25 protein-coding genes and 1 tRNA gene are annotated in these 23798 nt (G+C 55.5%); 10 read left to right on the plus strand and 16 right to left on the minus strand.

Translation table 11 applies throughout. The features are described 5' to 3' along the window. Positions 1 to 41 precede the first annotated feature (41 nt). The 4 genes from HVZ37_RS14305 to yejF are packed head-to-tail and all read left to right on the plus strand — an operon-like array spanning position 42 to position 5567. A complete protein-coding gene (locus HVZ37_RS14305; RefSeq protein WP_181628487.1) occupies positions 42 to 1856 on the plus strand; it encodes an extracellular solute-binding protein in 1815 nt (604 codons plus the stop codon). Beyond that, the gene (locus HVZ37_RS14310) at positions 1857 to 2951 is read left to right on the plus strand and encodes a microcin C ABC transporter permease YejB (protein ID WP_043000102.1); all 1095 of its coding nucleotides are present in this window, start codon (positions 1857 to 1859) and stop codon (positions 2949 to 2951) included. Beyond that, on the plus strand, positions 2951 to 3976 hold the full coding sequence (locus HVZ37_RS14315) for an ABC transporter permease (protein ID WP_043000101.1): 1026 nt from the start codon (positions 2951 to 2953) through the stop codon (positions 3974 to 3976). Before HVZ37_RS14310 ends, HVZ37_RS14315 begins: the two co-directional genes overlap by 1 nt. Before the next feature lies 1 nt (position 3977). After that, positions 3978 to 5567, plus strand: a complete 1590-nt coding sequence (gene yejF, locus HVZ37_RS14320) for a microcin C ABC transporter ATP-binding protein YejF (RefSeq protein WP_043000100.1) — start codon at positions 3978 to 3980, stop codon at positions 5565 to 5567. A 3-nt stretch (positions 5568 to 5570) separates the two neighbouring features. Here yejF and HVZ37_RS14325 read toward each other — a convergent pair whose 3' ends face one another. The 3 genes from HVZ37_RS14325 to rsuA form a co-directional block, all read right to left on the minus strand. Then, the gene (locus HVZ37_RS14325; protein ID WP_043000099.1) at positions 5571 to 5915 is read right to left on the minus strand and encodes a YejG family protein; all 345 of its coding nucleotides are present in this window, start codon (positions 5913 to 5915) and stop codon (positions 5571 to 5573) included. Positions 5916 to 6257: 342 nt separating this feature from the next. Beyond that, positions 6258 to 7448, minus strand: coding sequence for a Bcr/CflA family multidrug efflux MFS transporter (locus HVZ37_RS14330; RefSeq protein WP_043000098.1), 1191 nt, complete (start codon positions 7446 to 7448; stop codon positions 6258 to 6260). Positions 7449 to 7463: 15 nt separating this feature from the next. Further along, the gene (rsuA, locus tag HVZ37_RS14335; RefSeq protein ID WP_090049673.1) at positions 7464 to 8171 is read right to left on the minus strand and encodes a 16S rRNA pseudouridine(516) synthase RsuA; all 708 of its coding nucleotides are present in this window, start codon (positions 8169 to 8171) and stop codon (positions 7464 to 7466) included. Positions 8172 to 8322: 151 nt separating this feature from the next. Between rsuA and HVZ37_RS14340 the strand changes: the two genes are divergently transcribed. Together HVZ37_RS14340 and rplY are read left to right on the plus strand one after the other, a co-directional pair. Continuing rightward, the gene (locus HVZ37_RS14340) at positions 8323 to 10083 is read left to right on the plus strand and encodes a DEAD/DEAH box helicase (RefSeq protein WP_054175996.1); all 1761 of its coding nucleotides are present in this window, start codon (positions 8323 to 8325) and stop codon (positions 10081 to 10083) included. A 124-nt stretch (positions 10084 to 10207) separates the two neighbouring features. Then, complete coding sequence (rplY, locus tag HVZ37_RS14345; protein WP_043000095.1) at positions 10208 to 10492, plus strand: 50S ribosomal protein L25; 285 nt, start codon at positions 10208 to 10210, stop codon at positions 10490 to 10492. Positions 10493 to 10543: 51 nt separating this feature from the next. Here rplY and yejK read toward each other — a convergent pair whose 3' ends face one another. Further along, on the minus strand, positions 10544 to 11551 hold the full coding sequence (yejK, locus tag HVZ37_RS14350) for a nucleoid-associated protein YejK (protein ID WP_044258606.1): 1008 nt from the start codon (positions 11549 to 11551) through the stop codon (positions 10544 to 10546). Between the two features lie 180 nt (positions 11552 to 11731). On the opposite strand from yejK, the gene HVZ37_RS14355 reads away from it, so the two are divergent. The 4 genes from HVZ37_RS14355 to narP all read left to right on the plus strand — a co-directional run bounded on the left by HVZ37_RS14355 (position 11732) and on the right by narP (position 14740). Continuing rightward, positions 11732 to 11959 carry a YejL family protein gene (locus HVZ37_RS14355; RefSeq protein ID WP_042317936.1) on the plus strand — a complete coding sequence of 76 codons (228 nt, stop codon included), beginning with the start codon at positions 11732 to 11734 and terminating at the stop codon, positions 11957 to 11959. Between the two features lie 31 nt (positions 11960 to 11990). Then, a complete protein-coding gene (gene yejM, locus HVZ37_RS14360) occupies positions 11991 to 13751 on the plus strand; it encodes an LPS biosynthesis-modulating metalloenzyme YejM (RefSeq protein WP_061069852.1) in 1761 nt (586 codons plus the stop codon). A 73-nt stretch (positions 13752 to 13824) separates the two neighbouring features. Beyond that, a tRNA-Pro gene (locus tag HVZ37_RS14365) sits at positions 13825 to 13901 on the plus strand. A 191-nt stretch (positions 13902 to 14092) separates the two neighbouring features. Next, positions 14093 to 14740: a nitrate/nitrite response regulator protein NarP gene (gene narP, locus HVZ37_RS14370; RefSeq protein ID WP_043000091.1), complete on the plus strand. Its 648-nt coding sequence runs from the start codon at positions 14093 to 14095 to the stop codon at positions 14738 to 14740. A gap of 62 nt (positions 14741 to 14802) precedes the next feature. On the opposite strand, the gene HVZ37_RS14375 is transcribed toward narP, so the two are convergent. The 12 genes from HVZ37_RS14375 to napG form a co-directional block, all read right to left on the minus strand. Beyond that, positions 14803 to 15855, minus strand: coding sequence for a cytochrome c-type biogenesis protein CcmH (locus HVZ37_RS14375; RefSeq protein ID WP_043000090.1), 1053 nt, complete (start codon positions 15853 to 15855; stop codon positions 14803 to 14805). Next, the gene (dsbE, locus tag HVZ37_RS14380) at positions 15852 to 16409 is read right to left on the minus strand and encodes a thiol:disulfide interchange protein DsbE (protein WP_043000089.1); all 558 of its coding nucleotides are present in this window, start codon (positions 16407 to 16409) and stop codon (positions 15852 to 15854) included. Before dsbE ends, HVZ37_RS14375 begins: the two co-directional genes overlap by 4 nt. Continuing rightward, complete coding sequence (locus tag HVZ37_RS14385; RefSeq protein ID WP_044268655.1) at positions 16406 to 18349, minus strand: heme lyase CcmF/NrfE family subunit; 1944 nt, start codon at positions 18347 to 18349, stop codon at positions 16406 to 16408. The genes dsbE and HVZ37_RS14385 overlap by 4 nt, the downstream gene beginning before the upstream one ends. Continuing rightward, on the minus strand, positions 18346 to 18825 hold the full coding sequence (gene ccmE / locus HVZ37_RS14390) for a cytochrome c maturation protein CcmE (RefSeq protein WP_043000087.1): 480 nt from the start codon (positions 18823 to 18825) through the stop codon (positions 18346 to 18348). The genes HVZ37_RS14385 and ccmE overlap by 4 nt, the downstream gene beginning before the upstream one ends. Next, positions 18822 to 19034: a heme exporter protein CcmD gene (ccmD, locus tag HVZ37_RS14395; protein WP_043000086.1), complete on the minus strand. Its 213-nt coding sequence runs from the start codon at positions 19032 to 19034 to the stop codon at positions 18822 to 18824. The genes ccmE and ccmD overlap by 4 nt, the downstream gene beginning before the upstream one ends. Next, a complete protein-coding gene (locus tag HVZ37_RS14400) occupies positions 19031 to 19768 on the minus strand; it encodes a heme ABC transporter permease (RefSeq protein ID WP_044268653.1) in 738 nt (245 codons plus the stop codon). Before HVZ37_RS14400 ends, ccmD begins: the two co-directional genes overlap by 4 nt. Before the next feature lie 122 nt (positions 19769 to 19890). After that, positions 19891 to 20550, minus strand: coding sequence for a heme exporter protein CcmB (gene ccmB / locus HVZ37_RS14405; protein ID WP_043000084.1), 660 nt, complete (start codon positions 20548 to 20550; stop codon positions 19891 to 19893). After that, complete coding sequence (gene ccmA, locus HVZ37_RS14410; RefSeq protein WP_044328628.1) at positions 20547 to 21167, minus strand: cytochrome c biogenesis heme-transporting ATPase CcmA; 621 nt, start codon at positions 21165 to 21167, stop codon at positions 20547 to 20549. Before ccmA ends, ccmB begins: the two co-directional genes overlap by 4 nt. A 23-nt stretch (positions 21168 to 21190) precedes the next feature. Next, a complete protein-coding gene (gene napC, locus HVZ37_RS14415) occupies positions 21191 to 21793 on the minus strand; it encodes a cytochrome c-type protein NapC (protein WP_043000082.1) in 603 nt (200 codons plus the stop codon). Positions 21794 to 21802: 9 nt separating this feature from the next. Further along, positions 21803 to 22252, minus strand: coding sequence for a nitrate reductase cytochrome c-type subunit (gene napB, locus HVZ37_RS14420; RefSeq protein WP_042317908.1), 450 nt, complete (start codon positions 22250 to 22252; stop codon positions 21803 to 21805). After that, a complete protein-coding gene (napH, locus tag HVZ37_RS14425) occupies positions 22249 to 23112 on the minus strand; it encodes a quinol dehydrogenase ferredoxin subunit NapH (protein ID WP_044268651.1) in 864 nt (287 codons plus the stop codon). The genes napB and napH overlap by 4 nt, the downstream gene beginning before the upstream one ends. After that, positions 23099 to 23794 (minus strand): ferredoxin-type protein NapG, encoded by a 696-nt coding sequence (napG, locus tag HVZ37_RS14430; RefSeq protein WP_043000080.1) that lies wholly within the window; start codon positions 23792 to 23794, stop codon positions 23099 to 23101. Before napG ends, napH begins: the two co-directional genes overlap by 14 nt. Positions 23795 to 23798 lie beyond the last annotated feature (4 nt).

Raw genomic sequence — 23798 nt, forward strand, 5'->3', positions numbered from 1 at the left:
CCTGCGCGGGCAGGTAAGCAAGACAAGGAATCCCTTTGCAGATAATCGTTCGCATATTGCTGCTGTTTGTCATGTTGATAAGCGCGAGTGTCCAGGCGCAGGCGATCAAAGAGAGTTATGCCTTCGCGGTACTGGGAGAGCCTAAATACGCGTTCAACTTTGATCATTTTGATTACGCCAATCCCGCCGCCCCCAAAGGCGGTCAGATTACCCTTTCCGCGCTCGGCACCTTCGACAACTTCAACCGCTACGCCCTGCGAGGTAACCCCGGCGCCCGGACCGAACAGCTTTACGACACCCTGTTTACCACCTCTGATGACGAGCCCGGCAGCTATTATCCGCTGATCGCCGAGAGCGCACGCTATGCAGAGGATTATTCGTGGGTGGAAATCACGATCAACCCCCGCGCTCGTTTTCATGATGGCTCGCCCGTCATGGCCAAAGATGTCGCCTTCACTTTCAACAAATTTATGACTGAAGGCGTGCCACAGTTTCGTCTGGTCTACAAAGGCACAACGGTTAAAGCCATTGCCCCACTCACCGTACGCATAGAGCTCGCGAAGCCGGGTAAAGAGGATATGCTCAGTCTGTTCTCATTACCCGTAATGCCACAAGCGTACTGGAAAGATCATAAGCTCAGCGACCCGTTGTCCAGACCGCCGCTGGGTGGTGGTCCTTATCGCATTAGTCAGTGGAAGATGGGGCAATATATTGTCTATACGCGCGTGAAGGATTACTGGGCGGCCAATCTGCCGGTCAATCGTGGCCGTTGGAACTTCGATGTCATTCGTTATGACTATTATCTCGACGACAACGTAGCCTTTGAGGCCTTTAAGGCCGGCGCGTTTGATTTGCGCCTGGAGAGCGATGCCAAAAACTGGGCGACGCGCTATGTTGGCAAAAACTTTGATAATCAGTACATCATCAAAGATGAGCAGAAAAATGAATCAGCGCAGGATACGCGCTGGCTGGCGTTCAACATTCAGCGCCCCGTTTTCAATGATCGACGCGTCCGTGAAGCCGTTACGCTGGCGTTTGATTTTGAATGGATGAATAAAGCGCTGTTCTACAACGCCTGGAGCCGGGCAAACAGCTATTTCCAGAACACCGAGTATGCGGCCAGAAACTACCCTGATGCGGCTGAACTGGTCCTGCTTGCGCCGATGAAAAAGGATCTGCCGCCGGAAGTCTTCAGCCAGATTTATCAGCCTCCCGTATCCAAAGGTGACGGTTACAATCGGGAAAACCTGTTAAAAGCGGATAAATTACTGAAAGACGCGGGCTGGGAACTGAAAGGTCAGCAACGGATTAACACGGTCACTGGCAAACCGCTGAATTTTGAACTGCTCATTTCCGCCGCCAGTAACAGCCAGTGGGTCCTGCCCTTCCAGCATAATCTCCAGCGTCTGGGGATTACGATGACTATTCGTCAGGTGGATAACTCACAGCTCACCAATCGCCTGCGCAGCCGGGACTACGACATGATGCCGACCCTGTGGCGGGCGATGCCGTGGCCCAGTTCCGATCTGCAAATCTCCTGGGCGTCCGAGTATATCGACTCAAGTTATAATTCTCCAGGTGTGAAAAGTCCGGTGGTCGACAAACTGATCGCCCAAATCATCGCCGCACAGGGTGATAAAAACAAACTGCTGCCGCTCGGGCGTGCGCTGGACCGCGTGCTGACCTGGAATTACTACATGTTGCCGATGTGGTACATGGCGGAAGATCGACTGGCCTGGTGGGATAAATTTTCCCGCCCGGGCATTCGTCCAATGTATACCATTGGCCTGGATAACTGGTGGTATGACGTAAACCGGGCAGCGAAGTTACCTGCCGCCAGACGGCAGGGTGAATAAATGGGCGCGTACCTGATTCGTCGTTTGTTGCTGGTTATCCCGACGCTCTGGGCAATCATCACCATCAACTTTTTTATCGTGCAAATTGCCCCCGGCGGCCCGGTCGATCAGGCGATTGCCGCCATCGAATTTGGTCAAACGAGCGCGCTGCCCGGCGCCGGGAGCGAAGGCGTTCGCGCCAGTCATGCCCGAACCGGGGTGGGTAATATCAGCGACAGCAACTATCGCGGGGGACGCGGCCTTGATCCGGAAGTGATTGCCGAAATCACCCAACGCTACGGTTTCGATAAGCCACTGCACGAGCGCTATTTCACCATGCTGTGGAACTATATCCGCTTCGATTTCGGCGACAGCCTGTTTCGTAGCGCCTCGGTACTGACGCTCATCAAAGAGAGCCTGCCGGTGTCGATCACCCTGGGGCTGTGGAGTACGCTCATCATCTATCTGGTGTCGATTCCGTTGGGGATCCGCAAGGCCGTACATAACGGCAGCCGGTTTGACGTCTGGAGCAGCGCGTTTATTATCATCGGCTACGCTATCCCGGCGTTTCTGTTCGCCATACTGCTGATTGTCTTCTTTGCCGGCGGCAGCTATTACGACCTCTTCCCGCTGCGTGGTCTGGTCTCGGCGAATTTCGACACGCTGCCCTGGTATCAGAAGGTAACCGACTATCTGTGGCACATCACCTTACCTGTTCTGGCGACAGTCATTGGCGGGTTTGCCGCATTAACGATGCTGACTAAAAATTCCTTTCTCGATGAAGTGCGTAAGCAGTATGTCGTCACTGCCCGTGCCAAAGGAGTCAGTGAAGGGAATATTCTGTGGAAGCACGTTTTTCGCAACGCCATGCTGCTGGTGATCGCCGGTTTTCCGGCCACCTTCATCAGCATGTTTTTTACCGGTTCGCTGCTGATCGAAGTGATGTTTTCCCTCAACGGTCTGGGTCTGTTGGGTTATGAGGCAACAGTGTCACGCGACTACCCGGTGATGTTTGGCACGCTGTACATCTTCACCTTGATCGGCCTGCTGCTGAATATTCTCAGTGATATCAGCTATACGCTGGTCGATCCGCGCATTGATTTTGAGGGACGTTAATGGCCCATTTAAGCCCCGTCAATCAGGCCCGCTGGGCGCGTTTTCGCCATCATCGTCGTGGCTTCTGGTCGCTGTGGATTTTTCTCGTCCTGTTTGGTCTGAGTCTGTGTTCTGAATTGATTGCTAACGATAAACCGCTGTTAGTGCGCTACGACGGAAGCTGGTATTTCCCGCTGGTCAAGAACTACAGTGAGAGCGATTTTGGCGGGCCGCTGGCAACAAGGGCGGATTACCAGGACCCGTGGCTGAAGCAACAACTCGAAAGCCGCGGGTGGGTCCTCTGGGCTCCGGTGCGCTTTGGGGCGAACAGCATCAACTTTGCGACTGACAAACCCTTCCCCTCGCCCCCTTCGGCGCAGAACTGGCTGGGTACCGATGCCAACGGCGGCGACGTGCTGGCGCGAGTGCTTTACGGCACGCGGATCTCCATTCTTTTCGGCCTGATGCTGACCTTGTGTTCAAGCGTCATGGGTGTACTGGCCGGGGCGCTACAGGGCTACTACGGTGGCAAAGTGGATTTATGGGGCCAACGGTTTATCGAGGTCTGGTCGGGTATGCCGACGCTGTTCCTGATTATTTTGCTCTCCAGCGTCGTGCAGCCTAACTTCTGGTGGCTGCTGGCGATTACGGTGCTGTTTGGCTGGATGAGTCTGGTCGGCGTGGTGCGTGCGGAGTTCTTACGCACGCGAAACTTCGACTATATCCGGGCCGCCCAGGCGCTCGGCGTCAGCGACCGCAGTATCATTTTTCGTCACATGCTGCCCAACGCGATGGTTGCCACCCTGACCTTCTTACCGTTCATTTTATGCAGTTCCATTACCACTCTGACGTCGCTCGATTTTCTTGGCTTTGGTTTACCGTTAGGTTCTCCTTCTCTGGGCGAGTTACTCCTGCAAGGCAAAAATAACCTGCAGGCGCCGTGGCTGGGTATTACTGCGTTTTTGTCGGTCGCCATTCTCCTCTCGCTGCTGATCTTTATTGGCGAGGCCGTCCGTGACGCATTCGATCCCAACAAGGCGGTGTAACATGACGCAACCTTTGCTCGCCATTGACAATCTGACGCTGGGATTTCGTAAGCAGGAAACGGTTCGTACGGTAGTTAACGCGGTGTCGTTGCGCGTGGAGGCCGGCGAAACGCTGGCGCTGGTAGGAGAATCCGGTTCCGGCAAGAGTGTTACCGCACTGTCGATTCTGCGCCTGTTGCCCACGCCGCCCGCCGTATATGTTGGCGGCGATATCCGTTTTCACGGCGAGTCATTACTCCACGCCAGCGAGCAGACGCTACGCGGCGTGCGCGGCAACAAGATCGCCATGATTTTTCAGGAGCCGATGGTGTCGCTGAACCCGCTCCATAACCTCGAAAAACAGCTCTATGAAGTCCTTTCCCTGCACCGCGGTATGCGCCGGGAGGCGGCACGCGCAGAGATAATAAGCTGCCTCGATCGGGTCGGTATTCGGCAGGCTGCAACCCGGCTGGGCGATTATCCGCACCAGCTTTCCGGCGGCGAGCGTCAGAGGGTGATGATTGCGATGGCGCTGTTAACGCGACCCGAATTACTCATCGCCGACGAGCCGACTACCGCGCTGGATGTCTCGGTACAGGCGCAGATCCTGCAACTGTTGCGCGAACTCCAGCGCGAGCTGAACATGGGGATGCTGTTTATCACCCATAATCTCAGTATTGTCAGGAAGCTCGCCGACAGCATAGCGGTGATGCAAAACGGGCAATGCGTTGAGCAAAACCGGGCCGCTCCCCTTCTCCACGCGCCCACGCATCCCTATACGCAGAAATTGCTCAACAGCGAGCCGACAGGCGACCCCGTACCGCTACCAGCCGGACATTCACCTCTGCTAAAGGTCGAGGATTTGCGCGTCGCCTTCCCCATTCGCAAAGGGATTCTCAAGCGCGTGGTGGCAAACAATGAGGTGGTGAAAGGCATCAGTTTCAGTCTGCAACCGGGTGAAACGCTGGGGCTGGTTGGTGAGTCAGGGTCAGGGAAAAGTACCACCGGGCTGGCGCTCCTGCGGCTTATCACCTCTCAGGGCAGCATAGAATTTGACGGCCAACAGTTACAACATCTTAACCGCCGACAGTTGTTGTCCGTACGTCATCGTATTCAGGTGGTCTTCCAGGATCCCAACTCCTCGCTGAATCCGCGTCTGAGCGTGTTACAAATCATTGAAGAGGGACTGCGCGTTCATCAACCATCGCTCTCAGCCGAACAGCGCGAGCAGCAGGTCATGGCGGTGATGGCGGAAGTGGGACTGGATGCCGACACGCGCCACCGCTATCCGGCGGAGTTTTCCGGCGGTCAGCGCCAGCGGATTGCGATAGCCAGAGCGCTGATCCTGAAGCCGTCATTGATTGTTCTTGATGAACCGACATCATCTCTCGACCGGACCGTGCAGGCGCAAATTCTCGCGCTGTTGAAATCGCTACAGCAAAAGCATCGCCTGGCCTATATCTTCATAAGTCACGATCTGCACGTGGTACGTGCGCTATGCCATCAGGTGATTGTGCTGAAACAGGGAGAGGTTATTGAGCAGGGGCAATGCGAGCGCGTCTTTAGCGCACCGCAACAGGCGTATACGCGTCAACTTCTCACGCTAAGCTGACGCTCAAAATGGATTGTTGTTAGAAAACGGTTCGGCAATGGCCACGCCAAAGTTTTTCAGACGACAGGTCGCGGCAAATTCGTCCTGGCGATTCACAAACAGGCACGGTTCGCCTTCACATTCCAGTACGGAACATGGCACTTCGATATCACTGAGCGCCTGACTGAGTTTATGCATCACCGGCCAGGCGCTATCGCCATCCGGACTCAGCAGTTTAAGTGCCACCAGACTGTTTTCGACGCTTTGGCCATTTTGCGGAATCGGTTCAACTTTCGAACCTGCGAAACCCGCAGACCAACGATAGTTCTGTGGTAAGCGATGAACGATTGAGAGCTGTAATGTTGTCACTTTCTTTCCCCGGAAGCACAATCACTTCACAATTTATTTACATCTATATTAACACATCATTGACAATCCGTCCTTAAACGGATGCATAACGTGGCAATCCTTCTCCCGCGTGGCCAGTATGTTGGGTATGGCCTTTATTAAAATAGAGATTTCCAGTCGGGACAGGAGCGCGGGCTATATGTACCCGTTTCTGCGATCTAACTCAACCTTTTTAACTACAATGATGTGACTTTTTACATAAATTGATTTTACATAAAATAAACATATATCGGGGGAATGATAGGATTGTCGTTGACATACATCAACAAAGGAAGCCGAACGGCTTCCATATTGTGTATTTGATCACCGTTTTTTCGGGCGGCTCGCATAGAGATAGAACAAAATTGAACAGCTTGCACAGAAGGCAATAGACCAAATCATCGGCCAGGCTGAGTTAAACGTTGCCAGAGAGAGTAACGCGCCAACAAGCGCGCCAATGCCAAAGCGGAAAGTGCCCGCCAGCGATGAGGCCGTTCCCGCCATGTGTGGGAACTCATCGAGGATCACCGCCATCGCATTGGAAGAGATCATCGACACGCAACCGACAAAGACTGCCACCCCCAGCACCAGCGCCCAGAAACCGATGCCAAACAGCGCACTCAGCACCATCCACACCGCCATCGCCAGTTGGATCCACAATCCGGTACGGAACATGTTCAGCGCACCGATCCGGCGTACGAAGCGACTGTTAAAAATCGTCATAATGAATAAAAAGACGATGTTTAGCGCGAAGTAGTAGCCAAAATCCTGCGGCGATACGTGGTTGATTTCGATATACACGAACGGCCCGGCGCTGAGAAAAGAGAACATCCCGGCAAAGCTAAAGCCGCTTGCCAGCATATAGCTCAGCACCCGCTTATGGCGAAACAGCGAGGCAAAGTTACCTATTGTCGTGCGGATATGGAACGGCTGGCGCTTTTCAACCGGTAACGTCTCTTTAATGAGCGTTGCGATCATGACAGAGGCCAGAACCGCGGCGATCGCCAGGATCCAGAAGATAGAGTGCCAGCTCAACCACACCAGCACCCAGCCGCCGATGATTGGTGCCATCAGCGGTGCAATCGTGGTCACCAGCATGACGAACGACATCATGCGGGAGAACTCTTCTTTAGGATACATATCGCGCATCAGCGCATTGATCACCACGCTGGCAGCGGCTGCAGCCAGACCGTGGAAGAATCGCATCACAATCAGCTGATCGATGGTCTGCGCCAGCGCACAGGCTACGGCGGCGGCAGCGAACACCAGCGTGCCACCGAGGATCACCGGTTTTCGCCCAAGGCTATCCGCCATCGGCCCATACAATAACTGCCCGACTGCGAAGCCCAGAATATAGGTGCTAAGCGTCATCTGTGCGCTGCCCGCCGGCACGCCAAACTGCTCGGAGATCACCGGTAGCGCCGGAAGGTACATATCGATCGACAGCGGCATTAACATCGCCAGCAGACCGAGAATAAAAACAATGGCAAAGGACGAGTGCTGCCGGGTGGTCACAAAAAACTCCTGAATTTAGCTGGACGTCATGCCGACGCTGGCAATTTCGGCTTCGGTCAAAGGGCGATACTCACCGGGTTCAAGGTCAGCATCAAGGGTAATGGCGCCTATCCGCTCGCGGTGCAGTTCTACCACGTGGTTACCCACGGCGGCAAACATCCGTTTCACCTGATGATAGCGCCCTTCGCTTATGGTCAGACGCACCTGCGTCGGGGTAATAACCTCAAGCACAGCCGGTTTGGTGAGATCTTTTTCATTATGTAACTGCACGCCTTTTGCAAACTGCGCGGCGGTATCTTCGGCGACGGGCGACTCCAGCGTGACCAGATACGTTTTCTCGCAGTGGTGACGCGGAGAGGTGATGCGGTGCGACCACTGCCCGTCGTCGGTCATCAGCACCAGACCGGTGGTGTCGATATCCAGGCGACCCGCAGCGTGTAATTTATGCGCGACCGGCTCATCCAGGAAATACAGGATCGTCGGATGATCCGGGTCATCCGTCGAACACACATAGCCCTGGGGTTTATTAAGCATAAAGTAACGTGGGCCGTTTTGCTGAACCAGCGTGTTGCCGTCATATGCTACGTCGTGTTCTGGCAGCAGTTTGAACGCAGTATTCCGGATGATTTCACCATCCACGGTAACACGGCTACCGCGGATTTCACGCCCGGCAATAGCGCGGCTGACGCCGAGTTGCTGAGCGATAAATTTATCAAGTCGCATGAGTGTGATTTTGCCTGTAAAAATACGGGAGTCGGGCGCGTCGCCCGAAAAGTGGAGCCGTTATCTGCCCAGTATAGCGGGCTAACAACATCCCTCAAGGGAAAACGATTCGTGGCATACTATACCCGAGTTCGTTACGTATTGTGAGACCATGATTTTTACACTTCGCCCCTACCAGCAAGAAGCCGTGGATGCCACGCTCAACCATTTCCGTCGCCATCGCACGCCTGCGGTGATTGTTCTGCCCACTGGCGCCGGTAAAAGCCTGGTGATTGCTGAACTGGCGCGCGTCGCCAGAGGCCGCGTGCTGGTTCTGGCGCATGTGAAAGAGCTGGTGGCGCAAAACCATGCCAAATACTGCGCACTGGGGCTGGAAGCCGATATTTTTGCCGCCGGACTTAAACGTAAAGAGAGCCACGGTAAAGTGGTGTTCGGCAGCGTTCAGTCCGTGGCTCGCAATCTGGACGCCTTCCAGAGCGAGTTTTCGCTGCTGATTGTTGATGAATGCCATCGTATCGGCGATGACGAAGAGAGCCAGTATCAGCAGATACTCACCCATCTGAGCAACGCCAATCCCCACATTCGCCTGCTGGGGCTGACCGCCACCCCTTTTCGTCTGGGCAAAGGCTGGATCTATCATTTTCACTACCACGGTATGGTGCGCGGCGACGACAAGGCGCTGTTTCGCGACTGCATTTACGAACTGCCGCTGCGCTACATGATTAAGCACGGCTATCTTACGCCGCCGGAACGCCTCGACATGCCGGTGGTGCAGTACGATTTCAGCCGCCTGCAGGCGCAAAGCAACGGTCTGTTTAGCGAAGCCGACCTGAACCGTGAGCTGAAAAAGCAGCAGCGTATCACACCGCATATCATCAGCCAGATTATTGAATTCGCCCAGACCCGCAAAGGGGTGATGATTTTTGCCGCCACCGTCGAGCATGCCAAAGAGATTGCCGGACTGCTGCCGAAAGCGGATTCCGCGCTGATTACCGGCGACACGCCGGGTCCTGAACGTGATGAGCTGATAGACGCGTTTAAGGCTCAGCGTTTTCGTTATCTGGTCAACGTCTCCGTCTTAACCACGGGCTTCGATGCCCCGCACGTCGATCTCATTGCCATTCTGCGCCCCACCGAGTCAGTCAGTCTGTACCAACAAATTGTGGGTCGCGGCCTGCGTCTCGCACCGGGGAAAACGGACTGTTTGATTCTGGATTACGCCGGTAATCCGCACGATCTCTATTCTCCGGAGGTGGGGAGCCCGAAAGGCAAAAGTGATAACGTGCCGGTCCAGGTCTTCTGCCCGGCCTGCGGTTTCGCAAATACCTTCTGGGGCAAAACCACCGCTGACGGTACGCTGCTCGAACATTTTGGCCGCCGCTGTCAGGGTTGGTTTGAAGATGATGAAGGACATCGCGAGCAGTGCGATTTTCGCTTCCGCTTTAAAAATTGCCCGCAGTGCAACGCCGAAAACGACATTGCCGCTCGCCGCTGTCGGGAATGCGATACGATCCTTGTCGATCCCGACGACATGCTGAAAGCAGCGTTGAAACTGAAAGACGCGCTGGTGCTCCGCTGTAGCGGCATGACGTTGCAGCACGGCCATGACGAGAAAGGCGAATGGCTGAAAATCACCTACTATGACGAAGATGGCGCGGACGTTAGCGAGCGCTTTCGCCTGCAAACCCCTGCCCAACGTACGGCATTTGAACAACTGTTTATCCGCCCGCATACCCGCACGCCAGGTGTGCCGCTACGCTGGATCACCGCGGCGGATATCCTCGCGCAACAACCCTTGTTACGCCATCCCGACTTTGTGGTGGCGCGGATGAAAGGCCTGTACTGGCAGGTGCGGGAAAAGGTATTCGATTACGAGGGGCGTTTCCGTCGGGCACATGAATTACGCGGTTAATCGTACTTTTGATTGATGTAACGGGCGTTTGAGGATAGAATCTCGCCCGCTTTTGCATACGCAAAGCAGATCACTTACCTGTTGCTGGGTCGCCTGTAGCAGGAATTATTAAAGAGAGATTTAAATGTTTACTATCAACGCTGAAGTACGTAAAGAGCAGGGTAAGGGTGCGAGCCGCCGCCTGCGTGCCGCTAACAAGTTCCCGGCAATCATCTACGGTGGCAAAGAAGCCCCGATTGCTATCGAACTGGACCACGATTCCATCATGAACATGCAAGCTAAAGAAGGTTTCTATAGCGACGTTCTGACCATCGTTGTTGACGGTAAAGAAGTAAAAGTTAAAGCTCAGGCTGTACAGCGTCACGCGTTCAAGCCGAAGCTGACTCACATCGACTTCGTTCGCGCGTAATCGCCAACAAGTTGAAGAAAACCCCGCTCCGGCGGGGTTTTTTTATGGCTTTTAATTACCGCCAGACGTACGGCGCTGAAGCTGATCGCGCAGGTTCGGCGGCGTGCCTTTAATGGTCAACGTATCCGTTGCCGGATCCCAGAAAATACGCTCGCCCAGTAGCATCGCGTCAAAGTTAATGGTTAACCCACCGCCGCTGCCGGCATATTTGGTCAGTTGGCGCAGCGTGCTGCGATCGGCCGGGAAGCTCTCTTCCAGCTCATAGCCCTTCTCTGCCGTAAACTCGCTAAAACTCACTTCACTGACGCCAGAAAGTTCTTTTGACAGCGACTCCAGCTCAATTTCTTCACCGGCCTGAAGCTGCTCGTTGCAGTAGCTGTACACCTGCTGGCGCACGTTCTGGCGCTCGGCCTTACCCAGTTGTGCTTCAGCGGTGAAGTCATCGACCGCCTGCAGCAGTCCACGGTTTTGCGCCTTGGCGTTGAGACCTTCGCTGGCCCCGAGGAAATCCATAAAGAAGTCAGCCACTTTTCGCCCTACCCGCCCCTTCAGGAAGGTCAGATAGCGGGTGGATTCCGGATTGGTTTCCCACTCGGTCAGATCGATACGCGCGACGATATCCGCATGGTTGATATCCAGATAGTGCGTCGGGTTGATATCCAGATTCTCATTGACGCGCATGCTGCTTAAGTTGTTCAGCACCGCCACCAGTAAATACTCTACCGCCAGATAGCGATAATGACAGAACAGCACAATGCCGCCGTCAGCAAACGGGTATTTGGCGAGCTCGTCACGTAAACGTCCGGTCGCCGCACGGCTAAAGGCGAGAAAATCTTCCTCACCCTGGCGCTGTAAGCGCAGCGCTTGCGCCAGTTCGCTCTCTTCGCTGAACAGACCATACGCTTTGTTTTTCGCGCTATAGACCCGATGCAGTTCAGCCATCATATCGACAACGGTGTTTGTCGGTTCCAGTAATGAATCGCGCAGGACCAGCTCAAGGTTTTGCTCATCACGCTTGATAAGCTGGTGCAGGGCAATCTGGTTGATATCCAGACTCATGATAAACTCTCCTTAAAGACCGGGCGGTATTCAACCACCACCGGCGAGGCGACGCAACAGAAGATGCAGCGCCGTTTTGCCTGTCGCACGGTAACGCGAATTATTGAGGATAAAAAAGCGGAAAAAAAACTGTTGCTACGGTAATATGTTGCCCTTTCATGAATAAACTGATGTCGATTTATGCCACAAATCTCCCGCTATAGTGACGAACACGTTGAACAACTGCTCACCGAGATGCTCAACGTACTGGAAAAACATAAGGCACCGACTGATCTTTCCCTGATGGTGCTGGGAAACATGGTCACCAACCTTATTAATACCAGCATTGCCCCGGCTCAGCGCCAGGCGATTGCGAACTCTTTTGCCCGCGCATTGCAGTCCTCGGTTAACGACGACAAAGCGCACTAAAAGCCGATTTCGGGGAAACGAACGACACGTTATGGTAACTCATCGTCAGCGCTACCGTGAAAAAGTCTCCCAGATGGTTAGTTGGGGGCACTGGTTTGCACTGTTCAACATTCTGCTGGCTATCGTGCTCGGCAGCCGTTACCTGTTTGTCGCCGACTGGCCGACAACGCTGGCCGGTCGCGTTTACTCTTATCTGAGTATCGTCGGCCATTTCAGCTTTTTGGTGTTTGCCACCTATCTGCTGATTCTGTTCCCGCTGACGTTCATTGTGATGTCCCAGAGGCTGATGCGTTTCCTGTCAGCCATTCTGGCGACGGCCGGAATGACGCTTCTGCTGATCGACAGCGAAGTGTTTACCCGTTTCCACCTGCATCTTAATCCCATCGTCTGGGAACTGGTGATTAACCCCGACCAAAATGAAATGGCGCGCGACTGGCAGCTGATGTTTATCAGCGTGCCGGTTATCTTATTGATTGAAATGCTGTTTGCGACCTGGAGCTGGCAAAAACTGCGCAGCCTGACGCGTCGTCGTCACTTCGCCAAGCCGCTGGCCGCCTTCTTCTTTGTGTCATTTATTGCTTCACATGTGGTCTATATCTGGGCGGATGCCAATTTCTATCGTCCGATCACCATGCAGCGCGCCAATCTGCCGCTCTCCTATCCGATGACCGCGCGCCGGTTTCTGGAAAAACATGGCCTGCTGGATGCGCAGGAGTATCAGCGCCGTCTGGTCGAACAGGGGAATCCGGAAGCGGTGTCCGTGCAGTATCCACTGAGCGAATTACGCTATCGCGATATGGGAACCGGGCAAAACGTCCTGCTGATCACGGTCGATGGCCTGAACTATTCGCGCTATGAAAAGCAGATGCCTGCCCTTGCCGAATTTGCCGGGCAAAACATTGCCTTCACGCGCCACATGAGTTCCGGCAACACCACCGATAACGGTATTTTTGGCCTGTTTTACGGCGTGTCGCCGAGCTATATGGACGGTATTCTGTCCACCCGAACGCCGGCTGCGCTGATTTCGGCTCTGAATCAGCAAGGCTATCAGCTGGGACTGTTCTCTTCCGACGGCTTTACCAGCCCGCTCTACCGCCAGGCGTTACTGTCTGATTTCTCGATGCCAAGCGTACAGACGCAGTCTGACGAACAGACCGCCAGCCAGTGGATCAACTGGCTGGGGCGTTACGCGCAGGAAGACAACCGCTGGTTCTCGTGGGTTTCGTTTAACGGCACCAACGTTGACGACAGCAACCAGTCTAACTTCGTTCGCCGCTACGCTCGCGCGGCGGGAGATGTTGATAAGCAGATCAACCGTGTGCTCGGCGCGCTGCGTGAGTCCGGTAAACTGGATAACACGGTGGTGATAATCACCGCCGGTCGCGGCGTCGCGTTGAGCGATGAAGAGAAAAACTTCGCCTGGTCGCGCGGTCACCTGCAGGTTCCGCTCATTATTCACTGGCCGGGGACTCCCGCACAGCGGATCAACAGCCTGACCGATCACACAGACGTCATGACCACGTTGATGCAGCGTCTGCTCCACGTCAGCACGCCTGCTAATGAATATTCGCAGGGGCAGGATCTGTTCAATGCCAATCGTCGTCACTACTGGGTAACGGCGGCCGATCTCAGTACGCTGGCAATCACCACGCCGGAAATGACGCTGGTGCTGAACAACAACGGCAAGTACCAGACATACGATTTACGCGGCGAGAAGATTAAAGATCAGAAGCCACAGTTGAGTCTGTTATTACAGGTGCTGACAGACGAGAAGCGTTTTATCGCTAACTGATTTATTATTAATCAGTTAGCTGGATGTCCCCTTGCATTCGGTACGGAAAGCGGTAGTATTATCTCCCACGAGTCGGCACGTAGCGCAGCCTGGTAGCGCACCGTCATGGGGTGTCGGGGGTCGGAGGTTCAAATCCTCTCGTGCCGACCAAAATACTCCTTAAGAACCAGCCCTGATGGGCTGGTTTTTTTATGCTCCTGAATATCCTTTCATCTTTCAGGTTTTACTTCTTACCCATGCGTAATCTGGGGTAATATTTCTCCCTCTTATCGATGCGGTGAATCTGGACGATTCGCGATCGAATAACAATAATGATTCTAATAAAATCTCGGGAGATAACTATGCCTGAAGCAACGCCTTTTCAGGTGCTGGTGGTAGATGACCACCCTCTTATGCGTCGTGGTATCCGTCAATTACTGGAACTGGATCCGACATTTGAGGTGGTTGCCGAAGCGGGCGATGGTGCAACGGCGATTGATCTGGCAAACCGTCTCGATCTGGATTTAATCCTGCTTGATCTGAATATGAAAGGGCTGAGCGGTCTGGATACGTTGAACGCCCTGCGCCGCGATGGGATCACGGCGCAGATCATCATTCTCACCGTTTCGGATTCGGCCAACGACATCTACGCCCTGATTGACGCCGGCGCAGATGGCTACCTGCTGAAAGACAGCGATCCGGAAGTTCTGCTGGATGCCATTCGCACAGGCGCCAATGGCGGCAAAGTTTTCAGCGAACGCGTCAGCGATTATCTGCGCGAGCGCGAAATGTTTGGTGAAGAGGACGATCCGTTCAGCATGCTGACCGAGCGAGAGCTGGATGTGTTGCACGAGCTGGCACAGGGGCTGTCTAACAAGCAGATTGCCTCGGTCCTCAATATTTCCGAACAAACTGTAAAAGTGCATATTCGCAACCTGCTGCGCAAGCTCAACGTACGCTCACGCGTTGCCGCGACCATCTTGTTTTTACAAACCCGCGGTATGCAATAGCCCAGCAAATGCCCGATGGCGCTACGCTTATCGGGCCTGTGCCTCGCCATCTGGCCGGGTGGTTACTCGCTCTTTGGCGATAAGTGCTGCATCGCCTGCGCGATACTGCGCTCAATCACCGCACGACGCGTATCATTCGCTGGCAGCATCTTCAACATCATCTCCCAGGCGGCAACCGCCTCGCCAAAACGCTCCTGCTCAAAGGCGTTGAAGGCATACATGCTCAGAACCCGCACATTGGCGTGATCGCTACGCACCAGTTCTCGCAGCAGCTCCCCTCCACGACGGTTATCATCAGGATCGGAAGAACGGGTCAGCGCCTCGGCATAGCCCAGCGCAGCATCGCTGTTCTTCGGATCGAGTCGATAGGCGTTGGCATACGCTTCGGTAGCGGTACTGGCATTGCCAAGCACCATTCCGATCCGCCCCAGCATGATCCAGCCTTCTACGTTCGTCGCATCACTTTGCAGACGAGTACGTAGCCCCAGCGCCAGACGCGTCATTTCTTCCTCATCCAGCGGCTGCGCTTTTGGATCCAGCGCGCGTTCCAGCAGTGCCGGGCTTTGTGCCGTCGCCAGTTGCCAGATTTCCACCTGCTTATAGCTCCCGGTATGGTAATAACTGACGGCACCCACAATGACGGCAATCACTATCCCCGGCAGATAAACCGCCAGACCGGCTCGTTTACCCTCCGGTAACGATATCTCATCCGGGAACACCTCCTGTTTCAGGCGTACCCGCCGACGCGAACGGGCAACGATAATCCAGCCACCTGCGCCAATTGCCGCCACGGGAAGCACCCACAGCAGGACAGTCAGTGGTGTCAGCGGCGGATCATAGGTGACGAAGTTACCGTAGCGCGCCACCATATAGTCGACGATCTCTTTCTGACTTTTCCCTTCCTGCATCAGCTCATAGACTTTCTGCCGCAGGTCGGTCGCAATCATCGAATTGGAATCCGCGATGCTGTTGTTCTGGCATTTTGGACAGCGCAGCTGTTCAGTCAACTGGCGGAATTGTTGCTCCTGGGTCTCATCCTTAAACTGCATCACATCAATGGTGGCCAGCGCGTTAGCAGAAAACAGCAGCATCAGCACACTCAGCAAAAGTCTCATTGCCCGGCCTCCTTACTGTATTTCTCCCACAGCGGCTTGATTTCACTCTCCCAGACGCGGGCGTTCAAATCCCCGGCATGGCGATAGCGAATAATGCCTTTACCGTCGATCAGGAAGGTTTCCGGCGCACCATAGACTCCAAGATCCAGGCCCAGCATACCGTCGCCGTCAAACAGGCTCAGCGCGTAAGGATTACCCAACTCTTTCAGCCAGACGATGGCCTTCTGGCGATCGTCTTTATAATTCAGCCCCACTACGCGAATCCCCTGTGCCGACAGCTGGTTCAGGTACTGATGCTCAGCGCGGCAGGTCGGACACCACGTTGCCCAGACGTTGAGTAAGACCGGTTTACCCTGAGTCAGCACGTCTGCCTCATAATGCTTACCGGGGTTCTCCAGCGACTCAAGCCGGAAAGTCGGTACCGGTTTACCAATCAGCGCCGACTCCAGATTCGTCGGCGTATCGCCTTCTGCGTTACGCGCCAGTTGCCACAGCAGCGCTGCGGCAATCACGAGAAAAATCACAAAGGGAATCAAAAGTACGTTGCGCTTCATACCGCCTCCGACGCCGATTTCTGCGGTTGTACGCGTTTGCGATAACGCGGGTCAAACAGGCATAACAGCCCCCCCAGCGCCATCAATATCCCACCCGCCCAGATCCAGCGAATAAACGGTTTGTAGTACAGACGAACAGCCCACGCGCCGTTATCCAGCTCTTCACCGAGCGCGGCGTACAGATCGCGGGTGATGCCACCATCAATCGCCGCTTCCGTCATCATCGAACTGGTGCTGTTATAGAACCGTTTTTCAGCATGCAACGTTGCTTCTGCCTTGCCATCACGGGTCACGCTGATAATCGCCACACCACCGCGATAGTTTGGTCCGGTGATATCCTTCACTTCACGGAAGGTGAAGCGATATTCATGAATATCGACGCTGTCACCGGCTTTCATGCGAACATCGCGCTCGACGCTGTAGTTCTGGCTGAAGGCGATGCCGACAATTGTCACCGCCAGGCCGACGTGCCCGGCCACCATTCCCCAGTAGCTCAGCGTCATTTTCGCGCCACGTGAAATTCGCAGCGCAAGCTCCGCCATCGCCAGCACAAACACCCAGCAGGCCATTGCCAGCCCGACTACGGTCATGGCGACAATCTTGTTCTCAAACAGCCACGGCAGCAGCAGAGAGAGTACGAGGGTGCTGACCAGCGCGATAACCAGCAGTCGTTGCAGTTTACGCGGTCGATCGCGTCCCCAGCGGACCAGCGGGCCAACACCCAACAGCAGGGCAAACGGCGCCATCAGCCAGGTAAACATGGTATTAAAAAACGGTTCGCCAATAGAGATACTGCCCAGACCGAGTTGCTTATGCACCAGCGGCAGCAGCGTGCCGAGCAGCACGACCAGCATGGCGGCAATCAGCAGCACGTTATTACCGAGCAGCAGCGATTCACGCGACCAGAGGGCGTTATTGACCCGGGAGCGAACCTTATGTCCTCGCGTGGCAAACAGCAGCAGCGAGCCGCCGATGACCAGCACCATGAAGGCCAGAATGAACATCCCGCGAGACGGGTCGGAAGCAAACGCATGCACCGACACCAGCACGCCCGAACGCACGAGGAACGTCCCCAACAGACAGAGCGAAAACGCGCAGATGGAGAGCAGTAGCGTCCACGCCTTGAAACTGCCACGCTGTTCAGTGACCGCCAGCGAGTGCATCAGTGCGGTTCCCACTAACCATGGCATAAACGAGGCATTTTCCACCGGATCCCAGAACCACCAGCCTCCCCAGCCCAGTTCGTAATACGCCCATGCTGAACCCAGCACAATCCCCAGCGTCAGGAAAACCCACGCGGCCAGCGTCCATGGACGGGAAAAACGGGCGAAAGTGCTGTCCAGGCGACCGCTCATCAACGCCGCGATAGCGAACGCGAAGGCGACCGAGAAACCGACGTAGCCCATATATAGCAGCGGCGGATGGAAGATAAGCCCAGGATCTTGCAACAACGGGTTGAGATCGCGCCCTTCTATCGGGAAATTCGGCAGCGTGCGGGTGAACGGGTTGGAGGTAAACAGGATGAACAGCAGAAAACCGACGCTAACCATCCCCATCACCGCAAGTACGCGGGCGACGATATCCAACGGCATCCGCTGGGAAAACAGCGCGACGGCAAAGGTCCAGCCGCTCATCAGCAACACCCACAGCAGCAGCGAGCCTTCATGCGCCCCCCAGGTGGCGGCGACGCGGTACCAGACCGGCAGCTGCGTGTTGGAGTTACTGGCAACGTAAACGACGGTGAAATCATTCACTACAAAGGCGTTGACCAGCACCAGAAAGGCGCCCATCACGAGGATAAACAACAGCCAGGAAAACGGTCTTGCCGACGCCATCATCCGCGCGTCGCCTCGCGCCACGCCCCACAGCGGATAGACTGAGAGTAACAACGCAACGCCCAGTGCCAGGCATAACAGCGCATTGCCAATTTCAGGCATCATGATGTTTTATCCTTATAGACGCTCTCCGGACGGCGGTGGTTATCCTGCATCGCTTTTTCAACTTCCGGCGGCGTGTAGTTTTCATCGTGCTTGGCGAGGACTTCTTTCGCCTGAATATGGTTTTTCTCGCCAAGTTCCCCCTGCACCACCACGCCTTGCCCTTCACGGAACAGGTCCGGCAGAATGCCTTCGTAGGTCACATCCACCACGCCTTCGGCATCATAGATGCTGAAATTCACCTTCAGCGAGTTGGGGTCGCGCTTGACGCTGCCGGGCATAACCATACCACCTACTCGCAGCCGCTGGCCCACTTCCGGCATTTGCTGCGTTTCGCGCTTGCCGTAGAGAATCTCGCCTGGCGTGTAGAACAGGTCGATGTTGGCGCGCAGCGCATACAGCACCAGCGTAATCGTCAGCGCTAACCCGACAAGCACGCCGCAGGCAATCCATAAACGGTTCTTACGTCGAATATTCACGCCGCCTCCCGTTGTGTCTGCGCTGCACGCAGGCGGGCTTCACGCGCCCGCTGACGGGAGACATCACGCAAAATTGCGCGATGCTGCGTCACGGTATGAATGACCAGCACTGCCAGCGGGATGACGCTCAGCGCCACAGCCAGCCAGACGTAAAAGGCGTAGCCGCCCATCGCAAAAAAATCACTCCAGGATGCAAATGCAGTGGTCATTGGCGGCCTCTTTTTAAGATCAGTTCACTCACCCACGGGCGACGTTTTTCCATTATCAGAATCAGGTTACGCATCCGCATCAGCGACAGCGTGATAAACAGCAGCAGATAGCCGACAATCGCCAGCCGCAGCGGCGTGCGCATGGCCGGATCGATGCTTTGTTGCATACGGGTCGAGCCCTGATGCAGCGTGTTCCACCACTCCACCGAATAGTGAATGATCGGCAGGTTCACCACGCCAATCAGCACCAGGATCCCCGCCGCGCGCCCCGCCATCTTACGGTCGTCAAAGGCGTGCCACAGAGCAATTGCGCCGACGTAGAGAAACAGTAGCACCAGTTCCGACGTCAGCCGCGCATCCCACACCCACCAGGTACCCCACATCGGTTTACCCCAGGCCGAGCCGGTGACCAGCGCAATAAACGTAAACACCGCGCCAATCGGCGCCATTGCAGCCAGCGCCAGGTTCGCCATCTTCATCTGCCAGACCAGACCGATAAACGCGGCTACCGCCATCGAGGCATAAATCCCCATTGACCAGATCGCCGCCGGAACGTGCAGATAAATAATGCGGTAGCTCTGCCCCTGCTGGTAATCCGCCGGCGCAAAACCGAATCCCCAGATCCAGCCCGTCGCCAGAACCAGGACGCAGGCGACGGCCAGCCACGGCACAAAATAGCCACAAAGCTGATACAGTCGTGGGGGCATAGCCAGTTGATGAAGTGTTTTCCACATAGTTCAGTCACCAGACTCAAACGAATAAAGTTACCGTCATGCCGGATAGCGGCTGATGCCTTATCCGACCTAAAAACCCGGCTCTTGTCGGCCTGAAAAGCGCAGCGCCATCAGGCAACTCATTACTGCAAACTAATGCGTAACGCCGCCGCCGTTGCAAAAGGACTTAACGTCGCGCTACCTGCCAGTAACGCGCCCAAAATCGCCATGTATCCATCCACTGGAAGATGCATGGATGCCGCATCCATCGCGGCAGTCGCAAAAATCAACAAGGGAATGGTCAACGGCAGTACCAGTACGCTCAGCAATACACCGCCGCGCTTTAACCCGACCGTTAACCCCACCCCCGGTGCGCCGAGAAAGCTCAGCGTCGGCGTCCCCAGCAGTAGAGTCAGCGCCATAATTTTCCAGCCGTAGAGGTCCATCCCCAGCAGCAATGCCACCAGCGGAGAGAGGATCAATAGCGGCAGACCGGTGACCATCCAGTGGGCCATCACTTTTGCCAGCACCACCATCGGTAATGGGATTGGCAGCAGCATCAGTTGCTCAAGGCTGCCGTCCTGCAGGTCATCGCGAAACAGTCGCTCCAGCGCCAGCAGCGAGGCCAGCAGCGCAGCAACCCAAATTATCCCCGGCGCAATTCGCGCCAGCAGCTGTGGTTCCGGCCCAATGCTCAGCGGGAACAGCGTAATAACAATCAGGAAGAACCACAGCGGGTTGGCAATTTCCGCGCTATGGCGAAAGGCAACGCGCAGTTCGAGACGGAAGATACGCCACATCATTGCCCTGCCCTCTCGTGAGTCAGCGCAATCCGGCGAATGCGGTCTGTAGCAACGTTCATTGGCTGGTGGGTGGTGAGGATAACGATCCCACCTTCATCGGTATGCTGCGCCATCCGCTGCGTCAGGCGTTCAACGCCGTTCACATCAATGGCGGTAAAGGGTTCGTCGAGGATCCAGAGCGTGGCGCGGGTCAGCCAGAGACGCGCTAACGCCACCCGGCGCTGCTGTCCGGCAGAAAGCTGGTTAACAGGGATATCTTCGTAACCGGCAAGGCCGGCCTGCGCCAGCGCCGCGAGACATTTCGCGATATCGCCGTCCTGATGGAAAAAACGCAGGTTCTCCAACGCCGTCAGCCGGGTTTTGATCCCCGGCTGATGGCCAATCCACAACAAATTTTGATGGTAGCTGTCCCGCACACGATGTAGCGGTTGCGCTTGCCAGTACACCTCCCCGACGTCAGGACGAGAGAGCCCTGTCAGCAACCGCAGCAGGGTGGTTTTCCCTGCGCCGTTGCCGCCGGTGACCTGTATCCACTCCCCTGCGCTCACCTGGAACGACAAATCGCTAAACAGGACCCGGTCATCCCGCTCGCAGAGGAGCTTTCTGGCTTCAAGCATACTACCCACTCATTACCATCCCGTCAGAAGCCCGGTTTGACGTCGCGCATATCGGGGAGCTTATGCGCAATCCCCTTATGGCAGTCAATACAGGTTTGCCCATCTTTCACCGCCTGATCGTGCATTTTTGCGGCGACACTCTTCTGGGCCGTTAAGTCCATGAAGTCAAAGTTGTGACAGTTACGACACTCCTGAGAATTGTTATCTTTCATTCTTCGCCATTCATTCTGTGCCATCGTCAGACGATGCGCTTCGAACTTCTGCGGGGTATCAATCAGTCCCAATGCTTTTGCGTACAGTTCTTTACTGGCCTTGATCTTACGGATCATTTTCGGCACAAACTCGTGTGGTACGTGGCAGTCAGGACAGGTCGCACGCACACCGCTACGGTTGTTGTAGTGTACGGTTTCCATGTATTCCTGATACACGGTATTGCGCATTTCGTGGCAGCTAATGCAGAACTCTTCGGTGTTGGCCTTTTCCATCCCGGTGTTAAATCCACCCCAGAAAATAATCCCGCCGACGAACCCGATTAACAGCAGCGTACCCAGCGCCAGGCGACTGGGGCGACGCCACCACTGCCAGAGGCGCTTAATCCGGCCTGGTTTACGGTTAGCATTTTCCATAATAACCTCTTATTTCCCGTAACCTTTCGATGGGGTAAAGGTGTTACCCACAATCGGCGGGGCGTCAGTCTGCGGCACGTGACACTGCAGACAGAAGTAACGACGCGGCGCCACTTCGGCCAGCACTTTGCCGTCGCTGTCCATAAAGTGCGTCGGACTAATACGCGGCGCGCCGGTGGTACGATAGCTTTCAACGCCGTGGCATTGCAGGCAGCGGTTGGTGTTAGTGGTCACCTGGTAACCATCGACGCTATGGGGAATCATCGGCGGCTGATTCACGTAATTCAGCGGCATACGCTCTTGTTCTTTGTGCATGCGAATCGCCCCTTCCTGTGTCCCCGACACTTCCGGAGACTGGCTAAGATCCACTCCGTTTGCCGCCCAAACCGCACCGCTCACCACCAGGGCCAGCAGGGCTGTCCATTGACACAGCGCTTTCTTCAGGTCATGGCTTTTCATGATTTCGCTCCCGAACTCCATCGTGTAGTTATTGTAAATACGTCCTCAGAACAGACATCCACGCAGCGACCGCAGGCCATGCAATCGCGGCTGGTGACCTGCACCGGGCTTTGCTCATCCAGCACCGGGGCACGTAATACATGCGGTTCCGGGCAAACATGAAAACAGTCCATACAGCGGTTACATTTCTGTCGGTCTTTCGCCGCAACGGTTAATACGCCCTGGCTACCCAGTACGCCATACAGTGCGCCTAAAGGACAAAGATGCCCGCACCAGCCGTGTTCAACGACCAGCAAATCAAATAAAAACAGAGCGATAATCAGCAGTGCGCCGCTACCGAATCCCATCACCAGGCTACGCCCCAGCAGTGAAACAGGGTTAATCCATTCCCACAGTAGCGTCCCGGTCAGTGCTGAACCCACCAGCACGACAACCAGAAGTACGTACCGTATATGACGTGGAATGGTTGCGGACTGATTCAGGTCAAACCTTCTGCGTAGCCAGGCCGCAAAATCGGTAATCGGGTTCAGCGGGCAAACCCAACCGCAAAACAATCGCTTTCCTGCCAGGGCGTAAAGCACGGTAATAATCGCCGCGCCTGTTAGCGCCACCGCCACAGGCAGATGACCGCTCGCCAGGCTTTGCAGGGTGATGAGCGGATCGGTCAACGGGATCGACTCCAACAGCAGGCTGCTGGAGTAATTCCCGTGCAGGATCCACACGCCAAACCACGGGCCGCTCAGAAACATCCCCAGCACCATAAACTGACAGAGCCGGCGGAAAATCAGCCAGCGATGACTCCGCCAGACGCCTTTTTTCGCCTGCGCTTCACGCCCGGCATCACGTTTACGATTTGCCATCGTTCCCCTCCAGCCAGCCGAAGCGGTAATGGTGACCCAACTCCCCTTTCGCCAGCGACAGCGGCAACACTTTTATCGCGGGTTGCTCCAGCACGCAGACTTTTTCACATTTCCCGCACCCCGTGCAGGCGTCGCTGTGAACGGTCGGGATAAATCGCGCATGTTTGCCGGTTCGCATGTTGCGATCCAATTCCAGCGTGATAGCCTCATCGATTTTTGGGCATTCGCGATAGCAGACGTCACAGCGTAATCCCTGGAAGTTCAGGCAATTTTCCTGATCCAGCAGCACCGCCAGCCCCATCCGCGAATCGTCAATGGAGGCAATCTCCCGGTCCAGCGCCCCGCTGGGGCAGACTTTGGCGCACGGAATGTCTTCACACATCTCGCACGGAATCTCGCGGGCAACAAAATACGGCGTCCCCGCCGACAACCCTGATGCGAGCGTCGCCAGTTTTAAGGTGTCATACGGACATGCCTGAACGCACTGCCCGCAGCGCACGCAGGCGCTGGCAAAGGCGTTCTCGTTCACGGCCCCAGGCGGGCGCAACCGCACGCCTGTAGCCCGTGCGGTTTGCTGCTGTAACCCCAGCGCCACGCCAACGGCAGCCAGTCCGCCCGCTGTGCGAACAACATCGCGCAGAAAGCGGCGGCGGCCATTTTGGGGTTTCGCTGACCTGGACATGGCG

The sequence above is a fragment of the Citrobacter sp. RHB35-C17 genome (genome assembly GCF_013816795.1).
GTDB lineage: Bacteria > Pseudomonadota > Gammaproteobacteria > Enterobacterales > Enterobacteriaceae > Citrobacter_A > Citrobacter_A amalonaticus.